Origin of the sequence: Brevundimonas sp. LPMIX5 (assembly GCF_003576505.1) — a bacterium.
Taxonomy (GTDB): Bacteria; Pseudomonadota; Alphaproteobacteria; order Caulobacterales; family Caulobacteraceae; genus Brevundimonas; species Brevundimonas naejangsanensis.
Genome location: NZ_QWTZ01000014.1, coordinates 166441 through 185312 on the forward strand (window position 1 = coordinate 166441; position 18872 = coordinate 185312).

19 protein-coding genes are annotated in these 18872 nt (G+C 65.8%); 12 read left to right on the forward strand and 7 right to left on the reverse strand.

Annotation, left to right across the window (positions count from 1 at the left end):
* Positions 1-23 precede the first annotated feature (23 nt).
* From D1604_RS13090 to lpxC, 3 genes are all read left to right on the forward strand, one after another.
* Positions 24-3371 carry a TonB-dependent receptor domain-containing protein gene (locus D1604_RS13090; RefSeq protein WP_158584943.1) on the forward strand — a complete coding sequence of 1116 codons (3348 nt, stop codon included), beginning with the start codon at positions 24-26 and terminating at the stop codon, positions 3369-3371.
* 261 nt (positions 3372-3632) lie between these two features.
* Positions 3633-5228, forward strand: coding sequence for a cell division protein FtsZ (gene ftsZ, locus D1604_RS13095; RefSeq protein ID WP_119413654.1), 1596 nt, complete (start codon positions 3633-3635; stop codon positions 5226-5228).
* Between the two features lie 242 nt (positions 5229-5470).
* The gene (lpxC, locus tag D1604_RS13100) at positions 5471-6370 is read left to right on the forward strand and encodes a UDP-3-O-acyl-N-acetylglucosamine deacetylase (RefSeq protein ID WP_119413655.1); all 900 of its coding nucleotides are present in this window, start codon (positions 5471-5473) and stop codon (positions 6368-6370) included.
* Positions 6371-6546: 176 nt separating this feature from the next.
* Here lpxC and pgeF read toward each other — a convergent pair whose 3' ends face one another.
* Genes pgeF through lgt form a run of 3 tightly spaced genes read right to left on the reverse strand, consistent with a single transcriptional unit; the run spans position 6547 to position 9273 of the window.
* A complete protein-coding gene (gene pgeF / locus D1604_RS13105; protein WP_119413656.1) occupies positions 6547-7317 on the reverse strand; it encodes a peptidoglycan editing factor PgeF in 771 nt (256 codons plus the stop codon).
* Positions 7314-8393: a class I SAM-dependent methyltransferase gene (locus D1604_RS13110; protein WP_119413657.1), complete on the reverse strand. Its 1080-nt coding sequence runs from the start codon at positions 8391-8393 to the stop codon at positions 7314-7316. The genes pgeF and D1604_RS13110 overlap by 4 nt, the downstream gene beginning before the upstream one ends.
* Positions 8394-8400: 7 nt before the next feature.
* Positions 8401-9273, reverse strand: coding sequence for a prolipoprotein diacylglyceryl transferase (lgt, locus tag D1604_RS13115; protein WP_119413658.1), 873 nt, complete (start codon positions 9271-9273; stop codon positions 8401-8403).
* 180 nt (positions 9274-9453) lie between these two features.
* Between lgt and D1604_RS13120 the strand changes: the two genes are divergently transcribed.
* From D1604_RS13120 to D1604_RS13130, 3 genes are all read left to right on the forward strand, one after another.
* A complete protein-coding gene (locus D1604_RS13120; protein ID WP_119413659.1) occupies positions 9454-9741 on the forward strand; it encodes an accessory factor UbiK family protein in 288 nt (95 codons plus the stop codon).
* Between the two features lie 79 nt (positions 9742-9820).
* Positions 9821-10324 carry a YbjN domain-containing protein gene (locus D1604_RS13125; RefSeq protein WP_004370784.1) on the forward strand — a complete coding sequence of 168 codons (504 nt, stop codon included), beginning with the start codon at positions 9821-9823 and terminating at the stop codon, positions 10322-10324.
* Positions 10324-11127 carry a pyrroline-5-carboxylate reductase family protein gene (locus D1604_RS13130; protein WP_119413660.1) on the forward strand — a complete coding sequence of 268 codons (804 nt, stop codon included), beginning with the start codon at positions 10324-10326 and terminating at the stop codon, positions 11125-11127. The genes D1604_RS13125 and D1604_RS13130 overlap by 1 nt, the downstream gene beginning before the upstream one ends.
* A 12-nt stretch (positions 11128-11139) precedes the next feature.
* Here D1604_RS13130 and D1604_RS13135 read toward each other — a convergent pair whose 3' ends face one another.
* The 3 genes from D1604_RS13135 to D1604_RS13145 all read right to left on the reverse strand — a co-directional run bounded on the left by D1604_RS13135 (position 11140) and on the right by D1604_RS13145 (position 13820).
* The gene (locus D1604_RS13135) at positions 11140-11631 is read right to left on the reverse strand and encodes a hypothetical protein (protein ID WP_119413661.1); all 492 of its coding nucleotides are present in this window, start codon (positions 11629-11631) and stop codon (positions 11140-11142) included.
* Positions 11632-11719: 88 nt separating this feature from the next.
* Entirely contained in the window at positions 11720-13078 is a 1359-nt protein-coding gene (locus D1604_RS13140; protein ID WP_004370787.1) for an ATP-binding protein, read from the reverse strand.
* Positions 13079-13088: 10 nt separating this feature from the next.
* Positions 13089-13820, reverse strand: coding sequence for a response regulator (locus D1604_RS13145; RefSeq protein ID WP_199683787.1), 732 nt, complete (start codon positions 13818-13820; stop codon positions 13089-13091).
* Between the two features lie 88 nt (positions 13821-13908).
* Here D1604_RS13145 and D1604_RS13150 point away from each other — a divergent pair, with 88 nt between their 5' ends.
* The 4 genes from D1604_RS13150 (at position 13909) to D1604_RS13165 (ending at position 17472) form a co-directional block, all read left to right on the forward strand.
* Positions 13909-14787 carry a branched-chain amino acid aminotransferase gene (locus tag D1604_RS13150; RefSeq protein WP_119413662.1) on the forward strand — a complete coding sequence of 293 codons (879 nt, stop codon included), beginning with the start codon at positions 13909-13911 and terminating at the stop codon, positions 14785-14787.
* 115 nt (positions 14788-14902) lie between these two features.
* Positions 14903-16174: a NupC/NupG family nucleoside CNT transporter gene (locus D1604_RS13155; RefSeq protein ID WP_024354759.1), complete on the forward strand. Its 1272-nt coding sequence runs from the start codon at positions 14903-14905 to the stop codon at positions 16172-16174.
* Positions 16175-16208: 34 nt separating this feature from the next.
* Complete coding sequence (locus tag D1604_RS13160) at positions 16209-16826, forward strand: glutathione S-transferase family protein (RefSeq protein ID WP_119413663.1); 618 nt, start codon at positions 16209-16211, stop codon at positions 16824-16826.
* A gap of 7 nt (positions 16827-16833) precedes the next feature.
* Positions 16834-17472 carry a YoaK family protein gene (locus tag D1604_RS13165; protein WP_119413664.1) on the forward strand — a complete coding sequence of 213 codons (639 nt, stop codon included), beginning with the start codon at positions 16834-16836 and terminating at the stop codon, positions 17470-17472.
* Here D1604_RS13165 and D1604_RS13170 read toward each other — a convergent pair.
* Positions 17456-17893, reverse strand: a complete 438-nt coding sequence (locus tag D1604_RS13170) for a PaaI family thioesterase (RefSeq protein WP_119413665.1) — start codon at positions 17891-17893, stop codon at positions 17456-17458. The two genes, D1604_RS13165 and D1604_RS13170, sit on opposite strands and share 17 nt — an antisense overlap.
* A 46-nt stretch (positions 17894-17939) precedes the next feature.
* Between D1604_RS13170 and D1604_RS13175 the strand changes: the two genes are divergently transcribed.
* Together D1604_RS13175 and D1604_RS13180 are read left to right on the forward strand one after the other, a co-directional pair.
* Positions 17940-18260, forward strand: coding sequence for a DUF3253 domain-containing protein (locus D1604_RS13175; RefSeq protein ID WP_119413666.1), 321 nt, complete (start codon positions 17940-17942; stop codon positions 18258-18260).
* Positions 18244-18861, forward strand: coding sequence for a uracil-DNA glycosylase family protein (locus tag D1604_RS13180; protein WP_119413667.1), 618 nt, complete (start codon positions 18244-18246; stop codon positions 18859-18861). The genes D1604_RS13175 and D1604_RS13180 overlap by 17 nt, the downstream gene beginning before the upstream one ends.
* Positions 18862-18872: the final 11 nt, after the last annotated feature.

Sequence of the window (18872 nt, forward strand, 5' to 3'; positions counted from 1 at the left end):
TTAACAAGGTTGGGGCACATCCAATGAAAATGAACCGCAGTTATCTTTTTGGGACGACGGTCCTCGCTGGCGTAATGGCGATCTCGGCGCCGGCGCTGGCGCAGTCGACGCAACCTGAGGAGCAGGTGTCCCAGGTCGAAGAGATTGTCGTCACGGGTTCGCGTATTCGCCGTGACCCAACCACGTCTCCGACGCCGCTGATCCAAGTTCAACGCGAACAGCTGCTGGAAAGCGGCCAGTCGACCATGATCGACTACCTGGCCACTATTCCTGCTCTGTCGAACTCGGTGGTGCCTTCTGATACGACCGGCTCCGGTCTGGGCGACGGCGGCCTGTCGCTCGCCAACCTTCGCTCCCTGGGCTCAAACCGCACCCTGACGCTGGTCGATGGTCGTCGCCATGTCGGCTCCAACGGCGGGTCGCTGTCTGTGGACGTGGACACCATCCCGCGCCTGCTGATTCAGAACGTGGAAATCGTGACCGGCGGCGCGTCTTCGGTTTACGGTGCCGATGCCGTGTCGGGCGTTCTGAACTTCGTCCTGCGTAAGGATTTCGAGGGCGTTGAAATCGACGCCAACTACGCTCGCATCAACGAAGACGGTCAGAGTGCTCGCCGTATCTCGGCGCTGGCGGGCAAGAACTTCTTCAACGACCGCCTGAACGTCTACGGCCACGCTGAATACGAAGTGTCCGACGCCGTCACCTCGATGGACATCGACTGGCTGCGTCGCGCGCCGGTTATCATCGGCATGGACGCCGATCCTACGTCGACGGATATTGGTCCGAACTATGACGGTATCCTCGACAACCTTCTGTACACGGGTGTGGTCCGTTTAGATCGCCCGCGTTGGGGATCGCTGACGATCGCAAACGCACAGCAGCCTAGTGCTTCGACCAATCCGAACGTGCCGGTAGCGAATTGTACGGCTGTGAATAGCGCGAACTGCTATTCGGTTGATCCGGCCAAGACCTATTGGTTCGATGGCGGCACGGCCCGCTTGGCCAACTTTGGTTCGCGTGTTGGCGTGGTCGGTAATAACCGCCCCTACAACATCGGCGGCGACGGCGAGAACCCGTCGATGTTCTCGACCGACAGCCGTGTTCCGGAATCGGAATCGCAACGCTATCAGACGGGCGCAACCTTCCATCTGAATGACAGCGTTAAGGCTTACGCCGAAGCGAAATATATCAAGGAAAACACCTTTGATATTTCGCAGCCTACATTCTTCGATGTCTATCTCGCTGATGGTTATACTGGTAGTAATGAGACTAACTACATCATCGGAACTTCGGCCTTTATCCTAAATTGGTCGGATAACGCCTATCTTCCGTCGAATATCAAGGACGCTATTCGCGCCAACATGGTGACGAACTATGCGAACCCGACGACGACTGCGCCGGGTGCGGCTTTGGCCCCTGTCAGCCGTCAATGGGCGCGTCACGCCATGTTCGGCCCGGATCGCAGCCAGGATAATGATCGTGAACTGCAACGCTATGTCGTGGGGCTGACCGGCGACCATGACGCGTTTGGTCCGATCAAGAACCTGAGCTGGGATATCGGCTACACCTATGGCCAGGCGAAGATGCAGAACACCGAACGTGGTGTTGACGTCCTGCGCTTCAACCTTGCCGCCGATGCCGTCGTGGACACCGCCGGCGTCGTCAACGGCAAGGCAGGCGAGATCGTCTGTCGTGCCAAGCTGATCCAGGCCAACGGCGGGTTCGTCGAAGACTGGAACGTTGGCGGCGACCTGCGTGACACGCCGGGCGGGAAGGCCGCTCTGGATCAATGTACGCCGCTGAACATCTTCGGCGCCGGCAACCAGAGCGCTGAGGCGTTGAAGTATGTTGACGCGTCGATCACCGTCCATGAGCTGAACCGTCAACACGACGCCGTGGCGTCTGTGTCGGGGCAACTGTGGGATATGTGGGGCGCTGGCGCCATCGGGGTCGCGGTCGGCGCCGAATACCGCAAGGAATATACCGAGGCGGTCGGGCGTGATCAGGACACTGCAGGCCGTTGGCTGTTCCTGAATACGGGCCCGGACTTCGAGGGCGCTTCTTACGAATCGCGTGAGCTGTTTGGGGAAATCTCGATCCCCTTGTTCCGTGACAGCTTCCTTGGGGAGTATGCTGAGCTAAGCGGCAGCTATCGTTACTCGGACTATTCGACGATCGGCGGCCAGGACGTCTATGGGGTCAACTTCGTCTATCGCCCGATCCGCGATATTGCGTTCAAGACCAGCTTCAACACGTCTATCCGCGTTCCGAACCTGGGTGAAAACTTCAGCCCCTTCACCGAGACGTTCGGTAACAGCTTCGCAGATCCTTGCGCCACGGCTATTATTTCCCGCCTGGTTGATCAGGATATCAAGTCATACCGGATCGCCAACTGTACGGCGCTGGCCGCTCAGAAAGGCCTAACCTTCGACTTTGCTGGTACGACCGCCGATCCGGACGATGACTTCGTTCCGGGCAACCCCTCGACCGGCGTCTACGCTTCTGGCGTGGCCGGCGTTTCTGGCGGGAACACTAACCTGCGCCCGGAAACTTCGGAATCCTTCACCTTCTCAGTGGTCTGGCAGCCGAGCTTCATCCCGAATTTCTCGACGGTGCTCGACTATTATGAGATTCGGATTGAGGACGTCATCGCCACGCCTTCGGCTCAGGGCTTGGCGGAATCCTGCGTCAGCAGCGGTCCTAACTTGAACCCGGATGCCTGCTCGCTGGTCTACCGCAACGTCGCGGCCGTGGCCGGCAGCTCTGCAGCCGAGCGCTCGGTGGCCTTCCGCGTTGGCGCTCCGAACGGGGATCCGGTCGGCGGCTTCCGTCAGCAGCCGATTAACTACGCCAAGATGGAAACGCGCGGCCTCGATTTCACGGCTCGCTATTCCTTCGACTCGGAGGAAATGATCGGCCGGAACTGGGGTCGGTTCGATTACAGCATCGGCGGTCTGTGGCTGATCCAGCAGGACAACTTCCTGTCCACAGCCAACCCGAATGCCTATACTCCGCTTGCTTCGCGGCCGTTCTACCCGCGCGTGCGTTTCACGTCTCGCTTGGCCTGGTCGCCGAACCAAGACTGGACCGTCACCTGGGTAGCTGACTGGCAAACCTCACAAGACATCGTGAATTATCGCGATTTCGTGAATAACCCTGACAGCCAGCCGGTCGAATATCTGCGTACGGGTAACTTCGTGCGCAACGACCTGACGGTGCGTTGGAATGTTCGTGACGACCTGACCCTGCGGGCCGGTGTCACCAACATCTTCGACGCCGAACAGGCACCGTGGTTGGGCACCACCCTATACTCGAACTTCGACCCCTATGGTCGTCGTTTCAACATCGGCCTGAACTACCGCCCGTGGTAAAACTGGGCTGAGTAGCCAAAGTGAAAGGGCGGCTTTTCGGGGCCGCCCTTTTTTCATGCCAAGGGCCTCTAAGGGAGCGATCTAAAGAATATTTGCGGTCCAGCTAGCTTGCCAGGCTCCCAATCCATCCGACTCACGCTACCGAGGGTAACTCTTCGTTAACTCAGACAGGGTTTTCCTTAACGCGCTCATAACCAATGCGATTCGGCGGGGATTTCGCGTTGGGGACGAAGGGCAGGGTCCTTAGGTCGGAATTACACAATGTCTCTCTCGCTGGTCAGGCCGGAAGCCACGGAATTGAAGCCCCGCATCGTCGTGTTCGGCGTAGGCGGAGCGGGCGGAAACGCCGTCAACAACATGATCGACTCCGGCCTTGAGGGGGTGGAGTTCGTCGTCGCCAATACCGACGCCCAGCACCTGAGTTTCGCCAAGACCGACCGTCGCATCCAACTGGGCGAGACCATCACGCAAGGCCTGGGCGCGGGCGCCCACCCCGAGGTCGGCATGAACGCCGCCGAGGAAAGCGCCGACGAGATCCACGCGCACCTGGAAGGCGCGCACATGGTCTTCATCACCTGCGGCATGGGGGGCGGCACTGGCACCGGCGCAGCGCCGGTCATCGCCAAATGCGCCCGTGATCGCGGCATCCTGACCGTCGGCGTCGTGACCAAGCCCTTCACCTTCGAAGGCCGCCACCGTATGCGCCTGGCCGACGCGGGCGTGGCCGAGCTGCAGCGTTACGTCGACACCCTGATCGTTATCCCGAACCAGAACCTGTTCCGCGTCGCCAATGAGCGGACCACTTTCTCGGACGCCTTCGGCATGGCCGATCAGGTCCTGCACTCGGGCGTGCGCTCGATCACCGACCTGATGATCCTGCCGGGCCTGATCAACCTCGACTTCGCCGACGTCCGCGCCGTGATGAGCGAGATGGGCAAGGCCATGATGGGCACGGGCGAGGCCACGGGCGACGACCGCGCCCTGCTGGCGGCCCAGAACGCCATCGCCAACCCGCTGCTGGACGAAACCAGCCTGAAGGGCGCCAAGGCCGTGCTGGTGAACATCACCGGCGGCATGGACATGACGCTGCTGGAAGTCGACGAGGCCGCCAACGCCATCGCCGGCGAAGTGGACGGCGACGCCAACATCATCTTCGGCGCCGCCTTCGACCCGGCCCTGGACGGCAAGATCCGCGTCTCGGTCGTCGCGACCGGCATGGACGAGGCCGTCATCCAGCAGATCGAGCCGCAGGGTCAGACCTTCAGCCGAACGGGCGCTCCGTCGGCTTCTGCGCCGCGTCAGCCGGAAGTCCGCATCGACCCCGTGCGCGAGGCGCCGTCGCAACCGGCACCGGCCCCGACCTATGAAGCCCCGGCCGCCCGCGCGCCGGAGCCGAAGTTTGAAGCCAAGCCCGAGCCTGTCATCCGTGACGCGCCGCGCAATCTGGAGCCGATCGTCGATCCGTGGGTCGAGGAATATGAGCAGGGCGCCAGCCGGACTCAGCCTGCGGCCCCGACTGAGCAGGGCGACCTCTATTTCGATCGCGCCCCGCAGCGTCAGCAGCCTGCGCCGCAGCAACCGGCCCAGCGTCCGGCCGCCCGTCATGAAGAGCCCGCCGAAGAGCCTTTCTATGACGAACGCGATCACCGCCGCAGCGGCTGGAGCCTGTTCGGCCGCAAGCGCCAGCAGCCGCAGCAGCAACAACCCTCCTATGCGCCGCCGCCGTCGTCGAACCGCACGACCCAGCAGTTGCGCCAGACCCAGTCGATGCAGCCCCAACAGCAAGACCCGCAGGTGGGCCAGTCCGACGATGACGACCTGGAGATCCCTTCCTTTCTTCGCCGCCTCGCGAACTGATCGACCCAAAAAGCCCTGATATTGAACGCCCCGGAGCCGACCTCCGGGGCGTTTTCTTTTGGCGTTCATCACGGCCGATGTTGGATGGCTGCTCGGCGACAGGCTGTTTCAAGCCCTGCCGTAACTGAACCGAAACAATCCGAAACTGGACTTGGCTTTCGACCTGGCGGCGGCGTGGTTAAACGTCGGGTGAGGCGAAGACCGTCCTGCATGGGGCGGGTCGCGCAACAGAGAGTATCCGAGTGACGGTCCGCAACGACCAGTACGAACAGACCATCGTCGCCCCGGCCATCTGCGCCGGCGTCGGCGTGCACACCGGCCGCCGCGTGCGTCTGGTGGTGCGCCCGGCTGCGCCTGGCCACGGCATCGTCTTCGTGCGCACCGACGTGACCGACCGCGACAACCGAATCCCCGTCTCGGGCGAGGCGGTCGTGGACGCGCGCCTGAACACCATGATCGAGAATGCGGCGGGCGTGCGCCTGTCGACCATCGAGCACCTGATGGCGGCCCTGTCGGCGCTGGGCGTCTCCAACGCCGTGATCGAAGTGGACGGGCCGGAACTGCCGATCCTGGACGGCTCGGCGCTGCAGTTCGTGCAGCTGTTGGATCGTGCGGGCTTCCGTCGTCAGGAAGCGCCCCAGACCTTTATCGAAATCCTGAAGCCGATCCGGGTGGAGGAGGGCGACAAGTCCGCCGTTCTTCTGCCTTGCGACCGTTATGAGATGCGTTTCGAGATCGACTTCCCCACGCCGGTCATCGGCAATCAGGTGGTGGATTTCGTGGTGGACGAGGCGACCTTCCGTTCGGACATCATGGCCGCCCGCACCTTCGGCTTCGCCCATGAGGTCGAGGCCCTGCGTCAGGCCGGTCTGGCCCGTGGCGGCTCGCTGGAGAACGCCGTGGTCATCGACGGCGACCAGATCCTGAACCCCGGCGGTCTGCGCATGGAACGCGAGTTTGTGCGCCACAAGGCGCTGGACGCCATCGGCGACCTCTATGTCCTCGGCGCGCCGCTGCTGGGCCGCTACGAAGGCGTCAAGGCGGGCCACGCCCTGAACAACAAGCTGGTCCGCGCCCTGCTGGCTCAGCCGGAAGCGTGGCGCGAGACGGTTCGCGTGCCTGACATGGCGATGGCGGGCTGAGGCCTTCCTTCTCCCCTTGAGGGAGAAGGTGGCAGGCGGAGCCTGACGGATGAGGGGTGTGATCGCCCCGGTGTCCGAATTAGTGCTTCGCTATTGCGGATGTCTTTTGAACGTCGCGCTGACACCCCTCATCCGAGCGCCTCTGGCGCCCACCTTCTCCCTCAAGGGGAGAAGGGTCAGGAGAGCGTAATCGCTGAGATCAACCGTCCAAAGTCCGGTTCGCCCGCGAGGAAGGCGCGGCGGTTGGAGTAGAAACGCCCTTCATCCGCGCGGGTATCGTCGCCGGTCCATGCCGCTTCGCTAACGCCTGCCTGTTCCAGACGCCATAGGACGAAGCCGGGCAGGTCGAACTGGCGTTTGTCGTCGGTCGCGCCGGGAGCGAAGAAGCGTTCGCTGCCGGGGTCGTGGTGGGCGAAGCGGTCCTGATAATCGGCGCCGACTTCGTATGAGCCTTGCGCGATGCAGGGGCCGACGACGGCGACGATGCGCGCCGGTTCGGCGCCCAGGCTCTGCATGGCGGCGACGGTCGAGTGGATGATCCCGCCAAGGGCGCCCTTCCAGCCTGCGTGGGCGGCGCCGACCACGCCCGCGTCGGCGTCGGCGAACAGGACGGGGGCGCAGTCGGCGGTCAGGACGGTCAGGACCGGTCCCGTCACGCCCGCGACCACGGCGTCGCCTTCGGGACGCTCTCCGGCCCAGCCGCTTTCGGCCACGCGGGCGACGGCGGAGTGGACCTGATAGCAGCCGCACAGGTCGTCGGCGGCGCCGCCCATCCATTCGGCCACGCGGCGGCGGTTCTCGGCGACGTGGGCTGGGTCGTCCTTGGACCCCACGCCTGCGTTCAGCCCGGCGTAGACGCCCTCGGATACGCCGCCCGCGCGGGTGAAGAAGCCGTGGCGCACCCCGGCCCTGTCGAGCAACGGGTGGGTGATGGGAGCCAAACTCATACTTCAAATCCCGGCAGGGCCAGCGAGCGCGGCGAGAAGATCGCCGCCGCCTTGAACAGTTCGCCCATCTGATGCGGCGCGGTCAGGCGGTCCAACTGGCGCTGGATGACCGGAGCGGCTTCGGGGCGTCCCTGCATCAACCGCTGGGCGCGGGCTTCGATCCCCAGCGCCTTGAGGAAGGTGCCCTGGCCGACGCAGCCGGTGACGTCGGCGCCGCCGCGCACGGCGGCCTCCAGAACCAGGGGGAAATCGGCCCATTGCGTCAGGTCGGCTTCTCCCGGCGTCGATAGGGGATCGACCTTTTGATGTCGCCGCAGGGCCTGAAGGGTGTCGCCTGCCTCGGGCCTGCTGCGGCCGTAGTCGATCAGCAGGGCGGCGCCCGAGGCGGCCCGGATCAGGCTGGCCAGATCGCGGCCGAAGGCGGCCTGCTGTTCGGAAATCTCGATGATCTGGCCCGGTTCGACGTCGAAGCCGGGCGCCTCGAAGCCGTCGGCGATGGCGGTCAGGCCGAAGGTCAGCTCATTGTCGTCGGTGACGCCGATGCGGCGCTCGGCCCAGCCGCCTTCGGTCTTGATGAATTGGCGCGCGGGCAGGCAGTCCAGCACCTCATTGGCGATCAGGAGGACCGGGGCGTCGGTCTCGACCTTGTGCAGGGCGCTGAGCCAGCGCGGATGCACGTCGGCGTCGGTCAGGCGCCGGGCCTGTTCGGCGCGTAAGGGGGCGCTGGGCTCGATCAGGATCAGGTCGATCGCCTCTAGGAAGGCCGGAACCAGCCGCGCGGCGCGCAGCACGTCGGACATCAGCGTGCCGTCGCCGGGGCCGACCTCGACCAGCCGCACCCGCTCGGGCGCGCCGAGGCGGCTCCACGTCTCGACGGCCCACAGGCCGATCAGTTCGCCGAACATCTGGCTGACCATGGGGGCGGTGATGAAGTCGCCTCGTTCCCCCAGCGCTGGGCGCGTGGCGTAATAGCCGCCCCTGGGGTCGTGTAGGCAGCGGGTGACGTAGTCCGCCACCGTCATCGGCCCGGTCAGCACGATCTCGCGGACCAGTCGGTCGTTGAGCGTCTCCGCCATAGTAGTCTTACGCCTCCGCGACTTCCGGCTTCTTCAGCGCCCGCCAGATCAGCCAGGCGCCGACCAGCATCATCGGGATCGACAGGATCATGCCCATGGTCAGGCCCAGCGGCAGGTTCTCCAGCCCGGCGTCGGGCTGGCGCACGTTCTCCAGCGCGGCGCGACAGACGCCGTAGCCCAGCAGGAACAGGCCGGTGACGAAGCCGGGGCGCTTGAACATGCGCCACTTCCAGATCGCCAGCGACAGGACGATGAACAGCAGCAGGCCCTCAAGCCCGGCCTCATAAAGCTGGCTGGGGTGGCGCGGCTCGTTGCCGGCGGGGCAGAAACCGTACATCTGCTGGATGCGCTCGTTGCAGAAGCGGATAGCCCACGGGACCGTCGTCTCACGGCCCCACAGCTCGCCGTTGATGAAGTTGGCGATGCGGCCGAAAAACAGGCCCAGCGGCGCGACCGGGGCGATCAGGTCGCCCAGGCTCAGCGGGTTCACCTTCTGGCGACGGGCGTACAGGGCGAGGGCCACGACCACGCCCAGGAAGCCGCCGTGGAAGCTCATGCCCCCGGTCCACAATTGCAGCAATTCCAGCCGCTCGCCCCAGCTGTCGCCGGTGAACAGTTGGGTGAACATCGCCGGCTTGTAGAAGAGGGCGTAGCCGAAACGGCCGCCCAGGATGACGCCCAGCGTGATCCACAGCACCAGATCGTCCAGTTGCGGTCCCGTCACCGGCGGCTTGCCGGGCGCCCACAGCCGCTTGGTCTTGGCCAGGCGAGAAGCATACCACCAGCCCAGGACGATGCCGGCCACATAGGCCAGGGCGTACCAGCGGATGGGCAGGGGGCCGAGATGGATCAGGACGGGGTCGAATTCGGGAAAGGGCACGGGGCCTCCGTCTGCGCCTTCAGAAGTTGCCCATGGTCTAGCAAGCGGGACTGCATTCGTCGCGCGCTTTTCCCGCGAAGCAGTCTATAGGCCGCTGGCAGGTAAGGTTTGGTTTACCCAAATCAATGCACCGTTAACCATGTCCGGGCCCGATGGTCCGGGAGTTCTCAAGAGGCCGCCATGCAGACGCGCAATCCCCTCCTTGATGAGTTCGCCAAGCTGACCACCGGCGCCATGGGCCTGGCCCAGGCCGCGGGCGAGGAGGCCAAGGCCGCCTGGCGCGCCCAGGCCGACCGCTTCGTCGCCGAAATGGATCTGGTGCGTCGCGACGAGTTCGACGTGCTGAAGGACGAGATCGCCGCCCTGCGGGCTGAGATCGCAGCGCTGAAGGCCGCCGCCGTCGCCCCGAAGAAGGCCGCCAAGGGATCGTCCACAGACGCAACCTCGACCCCGGATTCAGCCGGTTGAGCCGAATCTGCGAACACGCCTACCGTCCTCGAAAGCGCTCACTTGAGTCGCTGTCGCTGCTGAAGAAGTTGAACGCCTGATGGATGCTGTGAGACCCGAAGAGGTCGACCTGCCCTTTGATCCGCTGGACGTGGTCGAACACGTCCTGACGGCGGAGAACCTGCCGTTCGACCGCACGGATGAGGGCGATCTGGCCTTCGCCCTGGCCGGCGACTGGAAGGACTATGAGCTGTGGTTCGCCTGGCGGCCCGAGGGCGACTGCCTTCAACTGTGTCTGGCGCTGGACCTTCGCGTGGCCAAGACGCGCCGCGCAGCGGCCTATGAACTGGTCTCCATGATCAATCAGCGCACCTGGCTTGGGCATTTCGAGATCTGGCCGGACGAGGGCGAGATCGTCTTCCGCCACGCCCTGGCTTTGCCGCACACCGAACGTCCGACCCTGGCGCAGGCCGCGTCGATGATCGACGCGGCGGTCGAGGCGGCGGACCGCTATTATCCGGCTTTCGACTTCATGGTGCGCGGCTCCAAGAAACCCAAGGAGGCGATCGACGCCTGCCTGTTCGAGACGGTGGGTAACGCCTGATGGCTAGTGTGGGACGTCCGGTTGTTCTTCAGGGCGTGGGGCGCCTCGGCTCGGCCATTCTGGAAGGCTGGTTGGCGACGGGCGCTGTCGATCCGGCCGATCTGATCATTCTGACGCCGTCGGAAAAGCCGGTCGCCGAGGCGGCGCGGGCCAGAGGCGCGCGGATCAATCCGCCGCTGGAAGAGCTGGCGAGCGCCCGCGCCTTCGTTATCGGCGTCAAGCCCGCCAAATGGCTGGAGGCCGCGCAGGCGTTGCTGCCGCATCTGGCGGCGGACGCCGTGATTGTCTCGGTCATGGCCGGAGTGCGTGGCGAGACGATCTCTGACGGTTACAGCGGACGCCCGGTCGTTCGCGTCATGCCGACGACCGGCGTGGCCCAGGCGCGAGGGGTGGCGACGCTGTGGTCAGCTGATGCGGACGCCTTGAAGCTTGGGCAGTCCTTGTTCGAGTCGATCGCGGAAACCGTCCTGCTGGACGACGAGGCGCTGATGCACGCCGCCACGGCGGTGTCCGGCTGTGGCCCGGCCTATTTCTTCGCCTTTACGCGAGCTCTTGCTGAAGCGGGCGAAGCCGAGGGCCTGTCGCCCGAGGCCGCCGCGCGTCTGGCGCGCGCCACCCTGCGTTCTGCTGCGGCGGGCGTAGAGGGCGATGAGGTGCTGAACGCCCTGATCGACCGCGTGGCCTCGCCGGGCGGCGTGACCCAGGCCGGTCTGGTCGCCCTCAATGAAAACGGCGCTCTCGACCATTCTGTCGAAAGCGCCGTGAAGGCGGCGGTCGCCAAGTCCACTGAACTCAGCGGCTGATCGTCAGGCGATTCAGCGCTTGACGTAACGTCCGTCGGCCAGGTTGCGGGCCAGTCGGTCATAGGCGCGTTGGGCGTCGGTCCAGGTGGTGGCGCCGCGCGCGTCGGCCAGGGTCGGGGTGTAGTAGTCGAACTTGACCGGCTGAACCTCGCCGGAAGCTGTCGTCACCGTGCCTTCGACCGCGGCGCCGCCGATCGACAGGCTGCGCATGGCGTCCAGACCCGGCTTGTCGGACAACTGCTGCATGGTGGGACGGTTGGGCTTGAGGTCGGTGATGACCAGTTCAAGCCGGGCGCCGTCCAGCGCATGACGATCCGTCAGCACGCGCTCGACCGTGCGGGTCAGGTCGCTGACCTGCTGTTGAACGTCGCGCTCGCCCAGCTCCGCCGCCGTCTTGGCGAAGTCGGGGCTGACCGTCACGACGACGGCTGAAGGTTGAGCCGCAGCGGCGCCGGAAAGGGCGAGAACGGCGGCGATCGGTGCAAGAAAAGCAATAGGACGCATAGTCAGGCTCCAGAATTCCAGGCCCCCCTGGAACGCGGAACAAGATGGCGATGATTTTACGGTTCTGCTAGGGGCGCCGCTCAAAGATCTAGGGGGCGCGACGATCCGCCGGCAGCCGGATCGCGGCCTTGAGCCCGCCCAGCTCGCTGCGGCCCAGGGCGATGTCGCCGCCGTGGCTGCGCGCCACGTCCCGAGCCACGGCTAGGCCCAGGCCCACGCCCTTGCGGTTCTGGTTGCGCGAGGCGTCCAGCCGCGAGAAGGGCCGGAAGGCTTCTTCGTGCATGTCTTCGGGGATGCCGGGACCGTCGTCCTCGACCGTGATCTCCAGCCCGCCGGAAGGCAGGGGGCGCGCCGACAGCCGCACATGCTCGCCATGCGAGGCGGCGTTGCCGACCAGGTTGTTGATCGCCCGGCGGAAGGCCAGCGGTCGGGCCAGCATGTTCAGGTCGTCGGGCGTCTCGACTTCAGCGGCGGCCCCGGCGCGGCGGGCGTCGTCGGCGGCGCGGCGCAGCATTTCGGGCACGGAGATGGTCTGGGCGGCTTCCCCGGCCTCGCCGCGCGCGAAGGCCAGGTATTCGTCGATCATATGCTCCATCTCGTCCAGATCGCCCTTCATCGCCTCGGCGCGCTTGAAGGGCGGCGCCAGGGCCAGTTCGAGCCGTAGACGGGTCAGGGGCGTGCGCAGGTCATGGCTGACCGAGGCCAGCAGCGCCGTGCGCTGGTCGATGTGGCGCTGGATGCGCGAGCGCATGTCCAGGAAGGCGCTGGCGGCGGCCCGCACCTCACGCGCGCCGTGCGGCTTGAAACGCGGCACGCTTTCGCCCCGGCCGAAGGCTTCGGCGGCGTGGGCCAGACGTTCGATGGCGCGCACCTGATTGCGGATGAACAGCACCGCCACGGCCAGCAGCAGCACGGTGGCGATCATCAGCCACAGGACGAAGATGTGGGCCTGCGTCGCCACGGCCCGCTCGCGCGGGGCGATAACGCGCAGGACGCCGTCCGCCTCCTGCACGCGGATATCGACATAGGCGGGGTAGCGGGTGGTGTCGAACCAGAAGGGCTGGTCCAGCCGCGAGGCGAGGGCTTTCTCCAGCGTGCGGTCGACCAGTCCCAGAGCGCCGCGCCGTTCTTCGGCGGGCAGGGAGGCTTCGGGCTGGAAGGCGATGGACAACTGCATCGACCGCTCGGCGCGTTCCGAGATCAGCGCCAGATTCCGGGCCGAGGGGTCGTCGCGATAGCTCTCGGCCGCCCAGGCCACGTCGCCCGCGAGGCCTTCGGACAGGCGCGCCGTTACCGCCTGCCAGTGGGCGTCGAAGAAGGCCCAGGTCACCGCCGCCTGCATGATCAGGACAGGCAGGACGATGATCAGCAGCGAGCGGCCCCACAGAGAGGTCGGCACCCGGCGCTTGATCCAGCGCGTCCAGACGTTGAACGGCATCAGCCGCATCGGCGTCGCCTCAGTCCGGGGCCAGCATATAGCCGATGCCGCGCACGGTCTGGAGGTAGCGCGGGTTCTTGGGATCCGCCTCCAGCTTGCGGCGCAGGCGGGTGACTTGCACGTCGACGGCGCGGCCTGTCACATCGGCGGTGTCGGGCGACAGGGTCATGCGCTCGACAGGCGAATGGGCGTGGATGGCCAGGGTCTTGAGTAGTTGCGCCTCGGCCTCGGTCAGGCGCTGCAGGGCGCCGTCGCGCGTCAGTTCCAGACGCTCCATGTCGAAGACGGCGGGGCCCATGTGGATCTCTCTGGGCGTCATCAGCTTGCCGCCGGTGCGGCGCAGGATGGCCTCGATCCGCAGCGCCAGTTCGCGCGGATCGAAGGGCTTGGACATATAGTCGTCGGCCCCGCGCGACAGGCCTTCGATCCGGTCGTCCGGGTCGCCCTTGGCCGTCAGCAGCAGCACCGGCGTCTTGGACAGGGCCGCCTGACTGCGGATCCAGGTCGTCAGGTCGAAGCCGCTCTCGCCCGGCATCATCACGTCCAGCACGATCAGGTCGAACTCGATCAGTTCGACCATGCGCCGTGCGGCGCCTGCGTGGGCGGCGCCGGTGACGCGATAGCCCTCGCGGCTCAGGAACTCCTTGAGCAGTTCGCGGATGCGGTCGTCGTCGTCGACGACAAGGATGTGCCGTCCGCTGCCGGCCGGGGCGACGGGGCCGGAGCGCCCATTGGCGCGCGGCTCGACCATGCTCATCGCCATTCTCCCTGCGAGGCGCCGTTGACGCTGGGTTGCGGCAGGCGTCTAACCGAGATCGTTGCGCAGGAGACGTACTTCAATGGCCTTCGTTCCTTTCGACGATCGTGACGGCTGGATCTGGTTTGACGGCGACTTCGTCCCCTGGCGGGAAGCGAAAACGCACGTCCTGACCCATGGCCTTCACTACGGCTCGTCGGTGTTCGAGGGTGAGCGTATGTATGGCGGTGAAATCTTCAAGCTCACAGCCCACAGCCAGCGCCTGAAGCGCTCTGCCGAACTGCTCGACTTCGAGATTCCCTATAGCGTGGCCGAGATCGACGCCGCCTGCAAGGAAACCTGCGTCCGCAACGGCCTGATCGACTGCTATATCCGGCCTGTCGCCTACCTGGGCGCCGAACAGCTGAGCGTCTCGTCGCTGAACAGTAAGGTTCACCTGGCCATCGCCGCCTGGGAATGGCCCAGCTATTTCGACCCCGAGGTCAAGAAGAAGGGCATTGCGCTGGAGTGGGCCAAATGGCGTCGCCCCGACCCCGCGACGGCCCCGTCCACGGCCAAGGCGGCGGGCCTGTACATGATCTGCACCATGTCCAAGACGGCGGCTGAGAAGCGCGGCTTCAACGACGCCCTGATGCTGGACTGGCGCGGCTATGTCGCCGAGGCGACCGGCGCCAACGTCTTCTTCGTCAGGGACGGCGTCCTGCACACCCCGCGCGTGGACCACATCCTGGACGGCATCACCCGGCAGACCGTCATTGAGATGGCCCAGGCGCGGGGTGTTGAAGTTGTCGTGCGCGACATTCTGCCGGAAGAGCTGGCCGACTTCTCCGAATGCTTCCTGACCGGCTCGGCCGCAGAGGTGACGCCGGTGGGCCAGGTCGGCGACCATCGCTTCACGCCGGGCGACCTGTCGCTCAGCCTGATGGACGATTACGGCAAGCTGGTGCGCGGAACGCTCTAGTCGCCCTCTCCCATCGGGAGAAGGGAAGTCTCCCCTTGCCAGCGGCCTTCTGCTGGCGTTGATGCGCACTGAAGAAGCCGGCTCCCATAGCGCCGGTCGCGGAGCCGCTTGTTTCATGTTCAGCCTTCTGAACCTCCAGAGCCTGTTCGGGCTGGTCGTCATTGTCGCCGTCTGTTGGGCGATCTCCGAGAACCGCCGCGCCTTTCCGTGGCGGCTGGCGATTGGGGCGGTGCTGGTGCAGGCGGCTCTGGTGCTGGCGACTTTCGCCATTCCCGGCTCGCAGGTGGTGCTGGACGGCATCAACAATGCCGTAAAGGGGCTGGAGCTGGCGACCGAGGAGGGCACCAAGTTCGTCTTCGGCTTCCTAGCGGGCGGGGATCAGCCCTACGCCGTGGCCAACGAGAGCGCCCTGTTCACCTTCGCCTTCAAGGTGCTGCCCCTGATCCTGGTGATCTCGGCCCTGTCGGCCCTGTTGTGGCACTGGAAGATCCTGAAGTGGATCACCCTGGGCTTCGGCTTCCTGTTCCAGCGGACCATGGGGCTGGGCGGCGCCTCGGCGCTGGCGGTGGCGGCCAACGTCTTTCTGGGCATGATCGAAAGCCCCATCGTCATCCGCGCCTATCTGGACAAGCTGACCCGTTCGGAAGTCTTTCTGATGATGGTGGTGGGTCTGGCCACCGTCGCCGGGTCGACCATGGTGGCCTATGCGACCATCCTGTCGCCGGTGCTCAGCAATGCGGCGGGCCACGTCCTGGTCGCCTCGATCGTCTCGGCTCCGGCGGGCGTCATGCTGGCGCGCGTCATCATCCCGGAAAAGCCCGGCGAGGGCGGGGCGGTGGCCGACTATAACTCGGCGCTGAAATACGACAGCGCCGTCGACGCCATCGTCAAGGGCACGTCCGACGGCCTGATGGTGGTGCTGAACATCTCGGCCGTGCTGATCGTCTTCGTGGCCCTGGTGGCGCTGGCCAACATCATTCTGGGCGGCTTCGTCATCGCCGGAGATCCGCTGACGGTCGAGCGCATCCTGGGCTGGCTGTTCGCTCCGGTAGCCTGGCTGACCGGCGTGGAATGGGCCGACGCCCAGAAGGCGGGCTGGCTGCTGGGGGTCAAGCTGACCCTGACCGAGTTCGTCGCTTTCATCGAGCTGGGCAAGGTCCCAGCCGCCGAGATGAGCGAGCGCACCCGCATGCTGATGACCTATGCCCTGTGCGGTTTCGCCAACATCGGCTCGGTCGGCATCACCGTCACCGGCCTGTCGGTGCTGATGCCCGAGCGTCGCGAGGAGGTGCTGGGCCTGGTGTGGAAGGCGCTGTTCGCCGGCTTCCTGGCGACCCTGATGACCGCCTGCATCGTCGGGGCCTTGCCCGCCGCCGTCTTCGCCTAGTAGCGTTTCCGAGGGCAGCCGAAGGGACCCTCTGATGAAGCTCTATGAAAGCCGCCGCGCGCCCAATCCACGCCGCGTCCGTTGGGTCATGGCCGAGAAGGGCGTGACCGACGTCGAACTGGTCGAGATCGAGCTTCTGGCGGGCGAGCACCGCACCCCGGCCTATCGCGCCAAGTTCGGCGTGCCGCACGTTCCGGCGCTGGAACTGCACGACGGGACCTGCCTGACCGAATCCATCGCCATCTGCCGCTATCTGGAGGCGCTGCACCCCGAGCCGAACCTGTTCGGCCGCGACGCCAGGGAGCAGGCTATCATCGAGATGTGGATGCGTCGGTGCGAAATGTATCTGGCCAATCCGATGATGCTGAACGTGCGCTTCACCCATCCGGCCCTGGCCGCGCTTGAGGCGCCCCAGCCCCAGGTCGCTGAATACAACCGTCTTGGGGCCGAACGCTTCATGAAGACGCTGGACCGGCATCTGGCGGATCATGAGTTCATCGCCGCCGACCGCTTCACCATCGCCGACATCGTCGGGGCTGTGGGGCTGGATTTCGCCCGGCTGGTCAAATACCGCCCGCCTGAGGAACTGACCCATCTGGCCCGTTGGCTGGAGGCCTGCCGCGCCCGTCCGGCGGCTGCGGCGGGGATGTGAGCCTGCCTTGCGCACTCTGACGCGGTCGGATCGCTGGCTGGCCCTGCTGCTGGCCGCCCTGGCGGGCTATGTCGACAGCCTGGGCTTCCTGCACCTGGGCGGGGTGTTCGTCTCCTTCATGAGCGGCAATACTACTCGTTTGGCCGTAAATCTGGCCGGGGGGCGGTGGGACGAAGCCCTCGGAGTTGCAGCCATCCTGATCTTGTTCGTTATGGGGGCCATGATCGGCGCCCTGATCGCGGGAGGGCAGGGGCCGCGCTCGCGCAGTCGGGTTCTGATGCTGGAAGCGGCGCTGTTGGCCGGGGCCGCCGTGGCGGCGGGCGTCGGCGCCACGCCCGTGACCATTGGCTTGATGGTTCTGGCCATGGCGGCCGAGAACTCGGTCTTCCTGCGCGACGGAGAGGTCGGGGTCAGCCTGACCTATATGACCGGAACACTGGTCAAGACCGGTCACGCGCTGGCGGCGGCGCTGCGCGGGGGCGAGCGCTTCGCCTTCCGCCCCTATCTGGTGCTGTGGGCGGGCCTTGGCGGCGGCGCGATGCTCGGGGCGCTGGTCTATCACGGCGTCGGACTGATCGCCCTGTGGCCGGCGGCGGGTTTCGCCCTGGTGCTGTCGCTGGCGACGCGGGTCAGTCGCGCGGCGTGAATTTCCGGATCACGCCCGAGAAGGTCATCAGCAGCCGCTCGCCGGTGACGATCTGGCCGCGCACGAAGATCAGGCTCTTGCCCGCCTTGGTCACCTGTCCCGTCGCCTCGATCAGTTCGTCGACATAGGCGCCGTCGATAAAGGTGGAATCCAGCTGCACCGTCACGCCCGAAGCGCCCTCCATCTCCTGATAGGCGATCTGGAACATGGCGATGTCGGCGAAGGTCATCAGGCAGCCGCCGTGCATCCGCCCGCCGAAATTCATGTGCTTCTGCTCGGCCCGGAAGGCGCAGCGCATCGAGCCGTCAGGGTCGGGCCGGCGATAGAAGGGGCCGACGGTCGAATCAAAGGTGCTGTGCGTCACCTCATAGGTTTCCCAGCCGGCGAATTCGCCTTCGGTGATGGTGATCCTGCCGACCATGCGATTACGCCTTCTTTCTGAACTCGGGCTGCCGCATATAGCGCCTATGAGCGATCCAATCGAAGCAGCCATTTTTGAAAAACTGGCCAAGGCCGATCCGAAAAACGTCGGCGGCAAGAGCATTGAACCGGCCGATGTGGCCAAGGAACTGCAGCCCGAACAGTGGCAGCGGATGCTGCCCAAGGTGAAGGCCACGGCGCTGGGCCTGATGCGTCAGGGCAGGCTGACCATCACCAAGAAGGGCAAGGTCGTCGACCCCAACAACTTCCGCGGCGTGATCCGTCTGCGCCTGCCGACGGAAGCCGAGACGGCCGTGGCCCTCGCCGCCCTGCCGCCGGTCGAAGCCTCGGATGACGACTTCGACTGATCCGGACACCGGCCCGCAGACGGCGCTCGACGACGTCCTGGCCGAGATCCGCGCCTGTCGGGCGTGTCTGGGCCTGTTGCCGCATACGCCGCGCCCGGTGGTCATGGTCACAGCTGAAACCCGCCTGCTGATCTGCGGCCAGGCGCCGGGGCGGCGGGTGCATGAAAGCGGCCTGCCGTTCACCGACCCGTCCGGCGTTCGTCTGCGCGACTGGATGGGCGTGGACGAGGCGACCTTCTACGGCGACCCGCGCCTCGGGGTCGCCGCCCAGGCCTTCTGCTTCCCCGGCACCGATCCGAAAGGCGGCGACTATCCCCCGCCGCGCCGCTGCGCCGAGCTGTGGCGGCCGCGCCTGCTGGCCGAACTGCCCAAGGTGGAACTGACCCTGCTGGTCGGCGGCTATGCGCAGGCCTGGGCGCTGGGCGACCGGGTCAAGGCCAATATGACCGAGACGGTGCGCGCCTGGCGCGATTATGCGCCGGACATCCTGCCTCTGCCGCACCCGTCCTGGCGCAATACGGCCTGGCTGAAGAAGAATCCCTGGTTCGAGGCCGAGGTTCTGCCCTACCTTCGCCAGAGGACAGCGGAGATATTGGCGTGAAGACTAGGAGG